At 70.1% G+C, this 14671-nt stretch carries 11 protein-coding genes; all 11 read right to left on the bottom strand.

Annotated elements, in window-relative coordinates:
• Nucleotides 1-11: 11 nt before the first annotated feature.
• Entirely contained in the window at nucleotides 12-518 is a 507-nt protein-coding gene (locus RVF83_RS16130) for an arginine repressor (protein ID WP_005200200.1), read from the bottom strand.
• A 27-nt stretch (nucleotides 519-545) separates the two neighbouring features.
• Entirely contained in the window at nucleotides 546-1469 is a 924-nt protein-coding gene (argF, locus tag RVF83_RS16125; protein ID WP_005200201.1) for an ornithine carbamoyltransferase, read from the bottom strand.
• The gene (locus RVF83_RS16120; RefSeq protein WP_005200202.1) at nucleotides 1469-2659 is read right to left on the bottom strand and encodes an acetylornithine transaminase; all 1191 of its coding nucleotides are present in this window, start codon (nucleotides 2657-2659) and stop codon (nucleotides 1469-1471) included. The genes argF and RVF83_RS16120 overlap by 1 nt, the downstream gene beginning before the upstream one ends.
• Nucleotides 2656-3582 (bottom strand): acetylglutamate kinase, encoded by a 927-nt coding sequence (gene argB / locus RVF83_RS16115; RefSeq protein WP_005200203.1) that lies wholly within the window; start codon nucleotides 3580-3582, stop codon nucleotides 2656-2658. Before argB ends, RVF83_RS16120 begins: the two co-directional genes overlap by 4 nt.
• Nucleotides 3579-4853: a bifunctional glutamate N-acetyltransferase/amino-acid acetyltransferase ArgJ gene (gene argJ, locus RVF83_RS16110; RefSeq protein WP_005200204.1), complete on the bottom strand. Its 1275-nt coding sequence runs from the start codon at nucleotides 4851-4853 to the stop codon at nucleotides 3579-3581. Before argJ ends, argB begins: the two co-directional genes overlap by 4 nt.
• On the bottom strand, nucleotides 4850-5887 hold the full coding sequence (gene argC, locus RVF83_RS16105) for an N-acetyl-gamma-glutamyl-phosphate reductase (RefSeq protein WP_005200205.1): 1038 nt from the start codon (nucleotides 5885-5887) through the stop codon (nucleotides 4850-4852). Before argC ends, argJ begins: the two co-directional genes overlap by 4 nt.
• A gap of 72 nt (nucleotides 5888-5959) precedes the next feature.
• A complete protein-coding gene (gene pheT / locus RVF83_RS16100; protein ID WP_005200206.1) occupies nucleotides 5960-8431 on the bottom strand; it encodes a phenylalanine--tRNA ligase subunit beta in 2472 nt (823 codons plus the stop codon).
• Nucleotides 8432-8487: 56 nt separating this feature from the next.
• Nucleotides 8488-9540 (bottom strand): phenylalanine--tRNA ligase subunit alpha, encoded by a 1053-nt coding sequence (gene pheS, locus RVF83_RS16095; protein WP_005200207.1) that lies wholly within the window; start codon nucleotides 9538-9540, stop codon nucleotides 8488-8490.
• A gap of 96 nt (nucleotides 9541-9636) precedes the next feature.
• Nucleotides 9637-11073 carry an acyltransferase family protein gene (locus RVF83_RS16090; RefSeq protein WP_005200208.1) on the bottom strand — a complete coding sequence of 479 codons (1437 nt, stop codon included), beginning with the start codon at nucleotides 11071-11073 and terminating at the stop codon, nucleotides 9637-9639.
• A 252-nt stretch (nucleotides 11074-11325) separates the two neighbouring features.
• Entirely contained in the window at nucleotides 11326-13806 is a 2481-nt protein-coding gene (locus RVF83_RS16085) for a Tex family protein (RefSeq protein ID WP_005200209.1), read from the bottom strand.
• Between the two features lie 34 nt (nucleotides 13807-13840).
• Complete coding sequence (locus RVF83_RS16080) at nucleotides 13841-14650, bottom strand: TrmH family RNA methyltransferase (RefSeq protein ID WP_005200210.1); 810 nt, start codon at nucleotides 14648-14650, stop codon at nucleotides 13841-13843.
• Between the last annotated feature and the right edge of the window lie 21 nt (nucleotides 14651-14671).

The raw sequence follows: 14671 nt of genomic DNA, 5'->3' as shown, positions 1-14671 counted from the left end.
CGGGTCGGGGGCTACACGAGGCCCTCGATCCGTCGGGCGAGTTCGGCCCCGTCGAGCGGCTCGCGGGCGACGACGAAGATCGTGTCGTCACCGGCGATCGTGCCGACCACATCGGGTAGTCGGGCACGGTCGAGGGCGGCCGCCAGGTAGTGCGCGGCACCCGGCGGCGTACGCAGTACGGCGAGGTTGCCACTGCTGTCGGTGGAGACGAGCAGCTCCGACACGAGGCGGGAGAGACGATCGGTGCCGCCGGACACGCCGCGCACCGGCGAACCGTCCTCCGGCACCACGTAAACACCCGCACCGCCGTCGGCGGCCCGCAGCTTCACGGCCCCGAGTTCGTCGAGGTCGCGCGACAGCGTTGCCTGCGTGGCTTCGATCCCTTGCTGGGCCAGCAACCGCTGCAGCTCCGACTGGCTGCGCACCTGGTGGGTCGACAGGATGTCGATGATCCGCGCATGCCGCCCCGCGCGGGTCGCGGCGAGGCGGTTCTCCGTGGGTTCGGCTCCGGCGGTCACAACTCGTCCTGACTCTCTGGTGTCATCTCACTGGTGCTCCAGCAGCCAGATCAGCAGGGCCTTCTGCGCGTGCAGACGGTTCTCGGCCTCGTCGAAGACGACGCTGCGCGGACCGTCGATGACCGAGGCGGTGATCTCGTCGCCGCGGTGCGCCGGCAGGCAGTGCAGCACGATCGCAGCGTCGTCGGCGTGGGCGAGCAGTTCGTCGTTGATCTGATACGGCCGGAACGGAGCCGTGCGGTCCTTGCCGTCCTCCTCCTGGCCCATCGACACCCAGGTGTCGGTGACCAGGACGTCGGCACCGGTGACCGCTTCGACGGGATCGGTCACGAGCCGCACCGATCCGCCGGTCTCGGCGGCACGGCGCTCGGTGTCGGCGATGATCGCGGGGTCGGGCTGGAAACCCTCGGGAGCGCTGATCGTCACGTGCATCCCGGCGGTGACGCCGCCCAGTCCGAGCGAGTGGGCCATGTTGTTGGCGCCGTCGCCCAGATAGGTCATCCTCAGACCCGTGGGCGACCCCTTCTGCTCGATGATCGTCTGCAGGTCCGCGAGCACCTGACACGGGTGGAACTCGTCGGACAGGGCGTTGACGACCGGGACGGTCGCGCTCGACGCCAGGGCCTCGAGACGGTCCTGACCGAAGGTGCGCCACACGACGGCGTCGACGAAGCGCGACAGCACGCGTCCGGTGTCCTCGAGGGTCTCCTCACGGCCGAGCTGGGTGGTGCGACCGTCCACGACCACCGCGTGACCGCCGAGCTGGGCGATACCCACCTCGAACGAGAAGCGCGTGCGGGTCGAGTTCTTGTCGAAGATCACCCCGACCCCGCGGGGGCCTTCGAGCGGGCGAAAGGCGAATGGCTGCGTCTTGACCAGAGCGGCAAGTGCGAGCACCTCGGCCTGTTCGGCGGGGGTCAGGTCGTCGTCGCGCAGGAAGTGCCGCGTCATTACTTGTCTCCCTTGTCGTTCTGAGCAGCGGTGTCGAGCAGTCCCGGCAGGGCGTCGACGAAGGTCTGTGCCTGTTCCTCGGTGATGATCAGCGGCGGTGCGAGCCGCAACACGTCGGGAGCCGGTGCGTTGATGAGGAATCCGGCGTCGCGGGCCGCGGCCTCGACGCGTCCGGAAAGCGCCTCGGTCAGTTCGACGCCGAGCAGCAGACCGGCGCCTCGGACACCGGCGATCAGCGGGTGGTGGAGGTCCTCGATTCCGGTGGCGATCGTCTTGCCTACGGCGGCAACGTGATCGGTGAGTCCCTCGGACTCGATGACCCCGAGCACGGCGAGTGCGGCGGCCGCGGCGACCGGATTGCCGCCGAAAGTGGTGCCGTGCTGACCGGGTTCGAACAGCTCGGCGGCCGGGCCGGTGGCGATGCACGCTCCGATCGGCAGTCCGCCGCCGAGTCCCTTGGCGAGCGTCATCACGTCGGGCACCACACCCACCTGCTGGTGGGCGAAGAAGGCACCGGTCCGCGCGACGCCGGTCTGCACCTCGTCGAGGATCAGCAGTGCACCGCGCTCGCTGGTGATACGGCGGGCGGCGGCCAGATAGTCGGCGGGCGGAACGATCACCCCGGCCTCGCCGAGGATCGGTTCGAGGATGACCGCGGCGGTCTGGTCGGTCACGGCGGCGTCGAGCGCCTCGGTGTCGCCGTACGGCACGAACCGCACACCCGGGGGCATCGGCTCGAAGGGTGCACGCTTCGACGGCTGTCCGGTCATGGCGAGCGCACCCATGGTGCGGCCGTGGAAGGCCTTCTCCGCGGCCACGATCTCCGGCCGTCCGGTCCGGCGCGCGAGCTTGAAGGCGGCCTCGTTGGCCTCGGTGCCGGAGTTGCAGAAGAACGCGCGGCCCGGGTGGCCGAAGCGATCGAGCAGCTTCTCCGCCAGTTCGACGACGGGCGGCGAGATGTAGAGGTTCGACACGTGTCCGAGCGTCTGCAGCTGGGTCGTGACGGCCTCGACGATCGCGGGATGCGCGTGGCCGAGGGAGTTCACCGCGATACCGCCGAGCAGGTCGAGGTATCGCTTGCCGTCGGCGTCGGTGACGTACGGTCCCGAACCACCGACCAGGGCAATCGGCGGGGTGCCGTAGTTCTTCATCAGGGACTGGCCCCAACGCTGTTGCAGCGGCGCGGTCACTGGTCCTCCTCACGCGGGTCGACGACGGTGGTGCCGGTGGAGCTCTCGGTCAGCAGTTGGGCGAGCACGGAATGGGCGACGCGGCCGTCGATCACATGGGCGCGTTCGACTCCCCCGGTCACCGCACGCAGGCAGGCCTCCATCTTCGGGACCATGCCGGAGTCCAGCGACGGCAGCAGTTCGGCCAGGGCGTCGGTGTCGATCTGGGACACCAGCGACCCGCGGTCGGGCCAATCGGTGTACAGCCCTTCGACATCGGTGAGCATGACCAGCCGCGACGCGCCGAGCGCCTCGGCGAGCGCGCCGGCCGCGGTGTCGGCGTTGATGTTGTGGACGACGCCGTCGCGGTCCGGGGCGATGGTCGAGACCACCGGGATGCGTCCCGGCGCGACGAGATCGAGCACCGCGGACGTGTTCACCGAGGAGATGTCGCCGACGAGTCCGATGTCGGTGGCGACGCCGTCGACGAGAACCGTCCGCCGGGTCGCGGTGAACAGGTGGGCGTCCTCGCCGGTGATGCCGACGGCGTAGGGGCCGTGCGCGTTGATGAGACCGACCAGCTCACGACCGACCTGACCGAAGAGAACCATCCGGGCGACGTCCATCACCTCGGGGGTGGTGACCCGGAAGCCTCCCTTGAATTCTCCTTGCAGGCCCAGCTTCTTCAGCATCGCCGAGATCTGCGGGCCGCCGCCGTGGACGACGACGGGGTGCATGCCGCAGGCACGGAGGAACACCATATCCGCGGCGAACGCCTTCTTCAGTTCCTCGTCGACCATGGCGTTGCCGCCGTACTTGACGACGATCGTGGCGCCGGCGAGTTCCTGGAGTGCGGGAAGCGCTTCGGCGAGGACCTTCGCCTTCGCGAGGCCCGCGGCCGGGTCGATCCGGGGTGCACCGGATTCCGGTGTGGTGGCACTCATGACGAGTACGCCGAATTCTCTTCGACATAGGCGTGCGAGAGGTCCGTGGTCCGGACGGACGCCGAGGCGTCGCCGAGCTTCAGGTCGACGAGCACGTCGATGTCGGCACCGGAGAGGTCCACGTCGCGCGCCCCGTCGACGCCGCAACCGTTCTCGCACACGGGGGATCCGTTGAACGACACGGCGATCACGTCCGGGTCGATCCGGACCGGCGACGCACCGACCGTGGCCAGCACCCGGCCCCAGTTGGGGTCGGAGCCGAACAGTGCGGTCTTCACCAGCGAGTCGCGGGCCACGAACCGAGCGACGACCACGGCATCGTCTTCGGTCTGTGCCCCGGTGACGGTGATGGTGACCCGCTTGGTGACGCCCTCGGCGTCGGCCTGCATCTGGGCGGCCAGGTCGTCACAGACCGCGAACACGGCCTCGTCGAGATCGGCCTGGTCGACCGGGATCTGGCTGGCACCCGAACTCAGCAGCAGCACGGTGTCGTTGGTGGACATGGAGCCGTCGATGTCGAGCCGGTCGAATGTCCGCGTGGTCGCGCGACGCAGTGCGGTGTCGAGCTGTTCGGTGGTGGCCGCGGCGTCGGTGGTGAGCACCACGAGCATCGTCGCGAGCGAGGGCGCCATCATCCCGGCGCCCTTGCCCATGCCGCCGACGTTCCATCCCTGGGGATGGTGCAGCGCAGCCTGTTTCGGCACGGTGTCGGTGGTCATGATGGCGTGTGCCGCGTCGGTACCGCCGGTGAGTCCGCCGCCCATCTCCTGGACGATCTCGGTGACGCCGGCGAGGACCTTGTCCATCGGCAGTCGGTCGCCGATGAGGCCGGTCGAGCAGACGGCCACCTCGACGGCGCCGGTGCTGGTCCCCCAGTTGCTCAACGCCTCCGCGACGGCCTCGGCCGTCTTGTGGGTGTCCTGGAAGCCGCCGGGCCCGGTGCACGCGTTGGCGCCGCCCGAGTTGAGGATCACCGCGCGCAGCTTGCCCGTGGTGAGAACCTGCTGCGACCACAGCACGGGTGCGGCCTTGACCTGGTTGCTGGTGAAGACGCCGGCGGCCGAGTAATCCGGGCCCTCGTTGAACACGAGGGCGAGGTCGGGGTTACCGGACACCTTGATGCCGGCCGCGATTCCCGCGGCACGGAAACCCAGCGGCGCGGTGACGCCCTGTTCGCGGACGAGCCGCGGGGTGTCGCCGGGGGCGCCGCCCTCGATGCGGTCCGGATCTGGTTGTGCGTCCCGGATTCCGGTTCCTTTGCCCCCGGTCATGGTGCGACTCCCACAGTGCTCAGTCCCTCGTTCTCGGTCCAGCCAAGCGCCAGGTTCATCGACTGGACCGCGGCGCCGCCGGTCCCCTTGGTCAGGTTGTCCACGGCGCCGACGACCACGAGGGTCTGGGCGCGCTCGTCGACCGTCACACCGAGCTGGACGGCGTTGGAACCGATGACCGAACCGGTGGCCGGCAGGCGACCTTCCGGCAGGACGTGAATGAATTCCTCGTCGGCATAGGCCTTTTCGTAGACCGCGCGCACCTCGTCGCCGGTCGCGGTGGTCCGTGCGGTGCACGTCGCGAGGATGCCCCGGGCCATCGGCGCCAGGATCGGGGTGAACGAGACGGTGACGGGCTGCTGCGCCGCCTCCGACAACGCCTGCGAGATCTCCGGGGTGTGCCGGTGGACGCCGCCGACGCCATACGCCCGGGCCGACCCGATGACCTCGGACGCGAGCAGGTCGACCTTCGGCGAACGACCGGCCCCCGACGCACCGCTGACCGCGACGACGGTCACGTGCGGCTCGGCCAGCCCCGCGGCGATCGCCGGGAGCAACGACAGGATCGACACCGTCGGGTAGCAACCCGGCACGGCGATCCGGCTGGCATCCCTGAGGACCTCGCGATTGCCGGGCAGCTCGGGCAGGCCGTACGGCCAGGTGCCTGCATGATCGCCGCCGTAGTACGAGGTCCAGTCCCCTGCGTCGCGCAGCCGGAAGTCGGCGCCGCAGTCGATGATCAGCGTGGTCGGCGGCAGGGCATCGGCGATGACCGCCGATGCACCGTGCGGCAGGCCGAGGAAGACCACGTCGTGGCCACTCAGGATCTCCGGAGTGGTCTCTTCGAGAACCCGGTCTGCCAGTGGCAACAGGTGTGGATGGTGGGATCCGAGCGTGGTGCCGGCGTTGCCGCCGGCAGTCAGCGCACCGATCTCGAGCTCACCGCATCGCAGCCGGGGATGCCCGCACAGCAGACGGAGGATCTCGCCGCCCGCGTAGCCGCTCGCGCCGGCCACTGCCACTTTGATCGTCATGCAATCATTATGCACCGGCGTGCAAATCAATACATCGACGGGGTGGTGTCGGTGGTCGTCCACTTCACGGTGTCAGCGGAGGCGGGCACCAACCCGTTCGGCGGCGGCGTCGACCGCCGCCATCTTCGCCGCGTTGGCCTCGTCCTCGGTCAGCGTGCGATCGCTTGCGCGGAAGCGCAGCGAGAACGTCAGCGACTTGTTGCCCTCGCCGACCTGCGCACCGGTGAAGACGTCGAACAAGGCGATGTCCTCGAGCAGCTCACCCGCGCCGTCGCGCAGCGCCGACCGGACCTCGGCGGCCGGCACCTCGGCGGCGACCACCACGTTGACGTCCTGCAGCACGGCCGGGAACACCGACACCGCCGGAGCGGGCAGCACCTCGCGGAGCGGCAGAGCGTCGATGTCGATCTCGACCGCGCACGCACGCTTGGGCAGGTGGGCGCGTTCGAGCACCGCCGGATGAAGCTCGCCTGCGTAGCCGACCGTGCGTCCGTCGACGGTCAGTCGGGCGCAGCGGCCCGGATGCCACGGCCGGTGATCGGCGGCGGAGAGTTCGACCTCCACGCCCGCGGCACGCGCGATGGTGCGCGCCGCCTCGAAGGCGTCGAGGTAGTCGGCGGCACGTCCCGGACCCCACGGCCCCGCGGGGTCGCGGAGACCGGTCAGGACGACGCCGACGTGCAGCGGCTGATGCGGCAGTGAGGCGTCGAGCGCCGCGATGTCCTCGTCGGTGGGTCGCTGCGTCACGTCGAGTGCGGGGACGGGCGCGACATGGTCACCGGCGATGACGACCTGGCCGATCGTGAACAGCGACAGGTCACGCTGGCCACGGGCGATGTTGCGCGCGGCCATCTCGAGCAGGCCCGGCAGCAGCGTCGTGTTGAGCTCGGGCCGGTCCGACTCGAGCGGGTTGAGGACCTTGACGGTGCGCCGGCGCTCGTCGTCGGCGGGCAGGTCCCAGAGGTCGAAGACCCCGGACGGCATGAACGGGTACGGGAGGACCTCGACGTATCCGTCGAGGGCGAGGGTGCGGCCGACGCTGCGCCGACGACGCTGTTCCGGAGTGAGGCCGGTGCCGCCGGGTGCGCGCGGCACGACGGCCGGGATGTCCTCGAGGCCTTCGAGACGCAGCACCTCTTCGACCAGGTCGGCGCGCTGCTTGAGGTCGGGACGCCACGACGGCGGGACGACGTCGAGGGTGTCGGTGCCGGTGACCACGCAGCCCACCTCGACGAGACGCGCTGCGGTGGTGCCGGCCGGGTAGCCGATGCCGGCGACGCGGTCGGGCTCGTCCGCGGCGATGGAGATCGCCGACGGGAGCGGGGTCGCGACGCGCGCCTCGGACAGCGGCGACGAGATGGTGCCACCGGCGATGTCGACGATGAGCTGGGCGGCGCGATCGGAGGCGACCGCGGTGATCTCCGGGTCGACGATGCGCTCGAAGCGCTTGCTGGCCTCGGAGGTCAGCTTGTGTCGCTTGCCGGTGCGGAAGACGCGGACGGGGTCGAAGGTCGCCGACTCGAGCAGCACCGTGGTGGTCTCATCGCCCACCTCGGTGGCGCCGCCGCCCATGACGCCGGCGAGGGCGATCGGACCGGTCTCGTCGGCGATGACGACGTCCTCCGGATCGAGCACGCGGTCGACCTCGTCGAGGGTCCGCAGCTTCTCCCCCGGCTTCGCCGAGCGCACGGTGACGGTGCCGGTGATGCGGTCGGCGTCGAAGGCGTGCAGCGGCTGGCCGAGCTCGATCATCACATAGTTGGTGACATCGACGATCGCGGAGATCGGCCGGATACCCGCGACCATGAGTCGCTTCTGCATCCACCACGGCGAGATCGCCTTCGGGTCGACGCCGGTGATCACGCGCGCGGTGTAGCGGGTGGCGCCGGAGCCGTCCTCGATGGCGACGGGCCACGGGGTTCCCTCGGTGGTGACGTCGGCTTCGACGACGCCCGGATCCACGAAGGGCACCTCGAAGCTGCTCGCCAGCTCGCGGCCGAGACCGCGGATCGAGAAGGCGTAACCGCGGTCGGGGGTGACGTTGACGTCGATGGCGGCGTCGTCGAGTCCGAGGACTTCGCGGGCGTCGGCGCCGGGCTCGGCGGTCCCGGGGGCCAGCACCAGGATTCCGCTGTGGTCGTTGCCGATGCCGAGCTCGGAGACCGAGCAGATCATGCCGTCGGAGACGCGGCCGTAGGTCTTGCGCGAGGCGATCTCGAACGGACCGGGCAGCACGGCACCGGGCAGCGCGGCGACGATCAGGTCACCCTCGGCGAAGTTGCGGGCGCCGCAGACGATCCCGCGCGGCTCCGCCTCCCCCACCTCGACGGTGCAGAAGCGGATCGGCTTCTTGAACTCGGTGAGCTCCTCGATTGTCTTCACGCGACCGATCACCAGCGGGCCGGTGATCTCCGGGAACTTCTCGATGTCCTCGATCTCGAACCCGACGCGGACGAACCCCGCGTCGATCTCCTCGGTGGTCGCCGACCACTTCGGGTCGCCCGAGCGCAGGACCTCGGTGTACCAGGACTGTGGTGCACGCACTGTGTATCAACTACTTTCGTCGCGTCGTGGAAGTCTGAGGATGCTCGCCGAGCCGGTCAGGCGGCCGGACCGAACGGGAGGGTGAACCGGATGTCGCCCTCGACCATGTCGCGCATGTCGGAGATGTCGTTGCGGAACTGCAGGGTGCGCTCGAGGCCCATACCGAAGGCGAAGCCGGAGTAGACGTCCGGGTCGATCCCGCTGGCGCGCAGCACGTTCGGGTTGACCATGCCGCAGCCGCCCCACTCGACCCAGCCGGGTCCGCCCTTCTTGGCGGGGAACCAGACGTCGACCTCGGCCGACGGCTCGGTGAACGGGAAGTACGACGCGCGCATCCGGGTGGTGGTCTCCGGCCCGAACAGCGCCCGCGCGAAGGTCTCGAGGGTGCCGCGCAGGTTCGCCAGGGTGAGACCCTTGTCGACGGCGAGTCCCTCGATCTGGTGGAACACCGGCGTGTGGGTGGCGTCGAGCTCGTCGGTGCGGAAGGTACGACCGGGGCAGGCCACGTAGATCGGCAGGTCGCGGTTGAGCATCGAACGAACCTGAACCGGCGAGGTGTGGGTGCGCAGCACCTGACGCGAACCCTCGGGCGCGATGTAGAAGGTGTCCTGCATCGACCGAGCCGGGTGGTCCGGCAGGAAGTTGAGGGCGTCGAAGTTGTGGTGCTCGGTCTCGACCTCCGGTCCCTCGGCGATCTCCCAACCCATGGCGACGAAGACGTCGGCCACCTGCTCGGCGATGACAGTGATGGGATGGCGGGCGCCGACCGGGCGCCGACCGCTGGGCAGCGTCACGTCGACCGATTCCGCGACGAGAACCGCCGCGTCACGCTCGGCTTCGAGGGTCGCGGTCCGCAGTTCCAGCGCCGCGGTCACCCGACCCCGAACCTGGTTCACGAGCTTGCCGGCTTCCGAACGCTGGTCCTTCGGCAGACTGCCGAGGGCGCGACGGGCCAGTGCGATCGGCGAGCGGTCGCCGAGGTGCGCGGACTTCGCCGCAGACAGCTGCTCGAGATCGGCCGCCGCCTCGAAGGCCTCGACGGCCGACGCTGCCGCCGCCTCGAGGTCGTCGGGTCCGGGGAATACCGTTTCGTCGGCGGAAGTGGCCACGGTCGGCGAGCTCCTCATGCGTGGTTCGGTGGGTGGACGGCCTCGTCGTCACGCGGAGGGTTGATCGGGCGCGGGAGAACCGGCTCGAGGCAACCGTCAACGGCGGCGATGACTCCCATCGAGGGTAGTCGACCGCCGCGAGGCGCTGACCTGCAGGGAGGCGTCGTCTCCGGGAACCCGCGTCCGCTCCGCGCCGCGCGCGGGCCGAAGGGCGAGGACACGAGCCGTCACCGCACATCCGAGCATGACGATCAGCCACGTACGGCCGTCGCCGAGGAGCCCGTACCGCGACACCATCAGGACCGCGACACCGAGGCACGCCAGCACGGCCATCAGGGCCAGATCCCGAGCGCGTCCGGCACGGCGGGTGACGGCATCGTCCCACCACGGCAGCGGCCGGTTCTCCAGCGGTGACAGCATCGCGACGACGGGCGCCATGACCGTGAGGAGCAGCATCGTCTGGGCGCCGACGACGACCGGGAACGACGCAGAGTGCACGTCGGCGCGATCCAGGCCCGTGACCGCGCCCAGGAGGATGACGGCGGCGAGGACCGGGAGGTGCCAGAGGTACAGCGTCATCGCGCCGCGGTTGCCGAGGACGACCCACCACCAGATCCGCGGACGGTCGGCGATCGTCGCCAACACCCGGCGCACCGCGATGGCACCCGCGCACAGCACGATCGCGTGACCCGCGAGAAGCAGACTGGGCGGGCTCATGTTCGACAGCTGTTGCCCCGGCACCGTGACCAGCGAGATCTCATACGGCCCCCACTGCACGAGCGCGACATCGAGGATCAGGGCACCGATCGACACGGCCGCGGCGGTTCCCGGACGCAGAATGCTCCGGGCGTAGGAGACACCGAGAACGGCCGGGACCGTCCAGACGGTGAGGAAGTTCAGGTAGCCGAGCCACGACGGACCGTCGGCGAGTCGGACGGCGTCGATGAGTGCCGTACCCCCCCAGCACGTTCCGAGTGCGATCGCCGTATGGAGCTGTGTGCGGATCCGCTGCAGCAGTGGGACGACGGCCAGCACGAGCAGGTACGCACCGAGGAACCAGAGCAACTGCACCCCGAGGCGTGCGACGACGTCGGCCGCGGCGTCGAGGCCGGCGATCGTCAGTCCGGCCAGCACGACGAGCACGACACCCAGGTACCAGCCGAGCGGACGCAGAAGACGCTGGGTGCGCGTGAACAGCCAGTGTCCGGCGGACGGGGTATCGCCGCAATCCCGCGACATCCAGCCATGCGTCGACGCTGCAGCACCGGCGAAGAAGAACAGCGGCAGCACCTGGAGCAGCCAGGTGGCCGGCTGGAGAATCGGCACATCACCGAGGGTGTTCCCGAGGTGGATCGCGCCATCGGCGGTGTCGACGGTCAGCATGATCGAGTGGCCGGCGACCACCACCAGCAACGAGCAGATGCGGATGAGGTCGATGACCCGGTCCCGGTTTCCGGTGAGCGCCGCCAGTTCGAGCGGCGTCGGCAGACTTCCGGACTTCCCGGTCGGCCTGCGAGGTGACTTCGTCAGCATGCATCGAGTGTCGCCACCTGTGCGCCGCCGGGCCTGAGCAGAATTACTCGGTCGGGGTCGGCAATCCCCGCCGTGCTTGCCGAGAACCGCCCCCCGAATCGACCCTCGGACCCACCCTTCAGAGGCGGGCCGGCGACGCAGTCGGGCGGTCCCTGGAGGGCAGCTCCCAAGGGTGTTTTCCAGGTGGTCGGCGGCCTGGGCACAACCGCAACGGTCCCGGCACCACGCGTGCCGGGACCGTTGTCGGAAGAGCTACTTGCCGAAGCCGGCGCGCTTCAACGCGTCGGCCATCGCACCGCTCGGCGCGGGCCGGCGGTCGTTGCGGTTGTTGCCGCCGCCGCGGTTGCCCGGGTTGCCGCGACCCCCCTGGCCGCCCTGTCCACCGCGCTGGTCAGTGCGGCGCTGACCGCCACCCCGATTCCCGCCGTTGTCGCTGCGCGGCGCACGGGCGCCGCCCTTGCCACCGGAGTTACCGGCCCCCGGCTCGTCGTCGAGGCGCAGGGACAGTCCGATCCGCTTGCGTTCGACGTCGACGTCCATGACCTTCACCTTGACGATGTCGCCGGACTTCACGACCTCGTGCGGGTCTGAGACGAAACGGTGGGCCATGGCCGATACGTGAACCAGGCCGTCCTGGTGGACGCCCACGTCGACGAAGGCACCGAACGCCGCCACGTTGGTGACCTGACCTTCCAGCACCATGCCGGGCGTCAGGTCGGAGACCTTCTCGATGCCTGCGGCGAAGGTCGCGGTTTTGAACTCCGGGCGCGGGTCGCGACCCGGCTTGTCGAGCTCGGCGATGATGTCGATGACGGTCGGACGACCGAAGGTCTCGTCGACGAAGTCGTCGGGACGCAGCTTGGTGAGGGTCGCGGTGTCACCGATCAGCGAACGGACGTCGGTGCCGACCTTGTCGAGAATCCGGGTGACGACCGGGTAGGCCTCGGGGTGCACGCTGGACGCGTCGAGCGGGTTGTCGCCGTCGGTGATCCGGAGGAAGCCGGCGCACTGCTCGAACGCCTTGGGCCCAAGGCGCGGCACATCGGTGATCTGCTTGCGACTGCGGAACGCGCCGTTCGAGTCCCGATGCGCGACAATCGATTCCGCGAGTCCGGCGGTGATACCCGAGACGCGGGACAGCAGCGGCACCGATGCGGTGTTCACGTCCACGCCCACCGCGTTCACCGCATCCTCGACCACGGCGCCCAGCGAACGGGCGAGCAGCGTCTCGGAGACGTCGTGCTGGTACTGGCCGACGCCGATCGACTTGGGATCGATCTTCACCAGCTCGGCGAGCGGGTCCTGCAGGCGGCGGGCGATCGAGACCGCACCGCGAATCGACACGTCGAGGTCGGGCAGTTCCTTCGAGGCGTACGCCGACGCCGAGTACACCGACGCGCCCGCCTCCGACACGACGACACTGGTCGGCGGCTTCTTGCCGGAGTCCTTGATGGCCGCGATCAGCTCGCCGGCCAGTGCGTCGGTCTCCCGGGACGCGGTGCCGTTGCCGATCGCGATCAGGTCGACGCCGTGCTTCTGGACGAGCGCACCGAGCACCGCGAGGGCGCCGGCCTTGTCGCGACGCGGCTCATGCGGGTAGATGGTCGCGGTGTCGACGACCTTGCCGGTCTCGTTGACCACGGCGACCTTCACGCCGGTCCGCAGACCGGGGTCGAGTCCCATCGTGGTGCGGGCACCGGCCGGCGCGGCCAGGAGGAGGTCCTTGAGGTTGGTCGCGAAGACCGCCACCGCGTCGGCCTCGGCCGCCTGGCGCAACCGCATCCGGACGTCGAGCGAGAGTCCGACGAACAGCTTGGTGCGCCACGCCCAACGGACGGTGTCGGCGAGCCAACGGTCGGCGGGACGGCCCTGATCGGAAATCCCGAACCGGGCGGCGATGCGCTGCTCGTAGGGACCGGGCCCGGCCGGACGATCGGCCGCGTCGGGGTCGGCGTCGAGAGTGACCGAGAGGATTTCCTCGCGCTCGCCGCGCAGCACGGCGAGCACCCGGTGCGACGGGATCGAGGTGAAGGGTTCGGAGAACTCGAAGTAGTCGGCGAACTTGGCGCCGGCCGACTCCTTGCCCTCGCGGACCGCGGTCCGCAGCACGCCGGTCTGCCACATCAGTTCACGCAGTTCACCGACCAGGTCGGCGTCCTCGGCGAACCGTTCGACGGCGATCGCGCGGGCACCGTCGAGCTGCTCGGCGGTGAAGGTCGACGGATCGGTGGTCGGGTCCGACAGCAGCGCGTCGGCCACCGGCTCGTGCCCCGCCTCGCGAGCGATCTGGGCCTTCGTGCGGCGCTTGGGCTTGTAGGGCAGGTAGATGTCCTCGAGACGTGCCTTGGTGTCGGCCGCGAGGATTCGTGCGTCGAGTTCGGCGTCGAGCTTGCCCTGTGCGGCAATCGACTCGCGGACCGACTGACGCCGGGCCTCGAGGTCGCGCAGGTAACCGAGACGCTCGTCGAGGGTGCGCAGCTGGGTGTCGTCGAGACCGCCGGTGACCTCTTTGCGGTACCGGGCGACGAACGGGACCGTCGACCCGCCGTCGAGCAGTTCGATCGCGGCCCGGACCTGTCCGACGCCGACGCCGAGTTCGGTGGCGATCGCCGACGCGATGCGGGCGTTCACGACCGCGGGGTCGGGGGCGGGCACCGTCTGCGGGGTCGCGACCTCCGATGGGGCGGGAACTGCGGGAGTGGACTCGGGCTGGGGCGCGGACGCGGGTGACACGATCGCCGACCCTACCGGTCCCCTCGGACAGCTGTCAGCCGCGACCCACCGCATTGTGCACACGCGCACTCTCGTACAGACAGATCGCTGCCGCGGCGGCGACGTTGAGGCTCTCCGCGCGCCCGCGGATGGGGATCGAGACCCGATGGTCGGCGGCCGCCTGGACGTCGGCGGGCAAGCCGTGGGCCTCGTTGCCGAAGAGCCAGCCGACCCGGCCGGACAGCACCTCGGCGGCGTGATCGAGGTTCACCTCGCCATCGGCGGCGGTCGCGAGCAGCGAGATGCCGGCGCCGGAGATGGCGTCGAGACCCTCGGTCAGGGCGCGCTGTCTCACCACCGGCACGGTGAACACGCTTCCGGCGCTTGCGCGGACGCATTTGCCGTTGTGGGGATCGACGGCGTCACCGAGCAACACCACGGCGTCGGCGCCCATCGCATCGGCGCATCGGATGAGGGTGCCGGCGTTGCCGGGTTCCCGCGGCTCGACGGCGACCGCGAGCAGCCGCGGCTCGTCGGCGAGGACGGTCTCGAGCGGCACGTCGAGGAGCGGGCAGACGGCGAAGATCCCGGGCGGGGTCGAGGTCTCCGCGAGCTTCGACGCCGCACGGGCCGAGATCTCGAGAACCGGGACACCCACCGACTCGGCGGCATCGGTGATCTCCCGATGCCGGAGCCGGTCCTCGTCGGCGACCAGCACGACCTCGGCGCGGTCGACCGCGAGGGCCGAGGACACCGAGTTGGCCCCCTCGGCGAGGAAACGCCCCTGCTCGCGCCGCTCGGCAGCACGATGGAGCTTTGCATACGACACGACCCGCGAGGATCGCTCGGACAGGATCTCCGTCATCGGATCATCCCTCGGCGACTC

It is taken from the genome of Gordonia rubripertincta (assembly GCF_038024875.1).
Lineage (GTDB): Bacteria > Actinomycetota > Actinomycetes > Mycobacteriales > Mycobacteriaceae > Gordonia > Gordonia rubripertincta.
Note: the sequence above shows the minus strand (reverse complement) of the source record. Positions and strands in the feature narration are given on the sequence as shown.

What these genes read in the sequence shown, in the direction of transcription:
- argF (WP_005200201.1), bottom strand. Translation starts at nt 1,469, where the DNA reads ATGACGCGGCACTTCCTGCGCGACGACGACCTGACCCCCGCCGAACAG.
- argB (WP_005200203.1), bottom strand. Translation starts at nt 3,582, where the DNA reads ATGAGTGCCACCACACCGGAATCCGGTGCACCCCGGATCGACCCGGCC.
- argJ (WP_005200204.1), bottom strand. Translation starts at nt 4,853, where the DNA reads ATGACCGGGGGCAAAGGAACCGGAATCCGGGACGCACAACCAGATCCG.
- argC (WP_005200205.1), bottom strand. Translation starts at nt 5,887, where the DNA reads ATGACGATCAAAGTGGCAGTGGCCGGCGCGAGCGGCTACGCGGGCGGC.
- RVF83_RS16090 (WP_005200208.1), bottom strand. Translation starts at nt 11,073, where the DNA reads ATGCTGACGAAGTCACCTCGCAGGCCGACCGGGAAGTCCGGAAGTCTG.
- RVF83_RS16080 (WP_005200210.1), bottom strand. Translation starts at nt 14,650, where the DNA reads ATGACGGAGATCCTGTCCGAGCGATCCTCGCGGGTCGTGTCGTATGCA.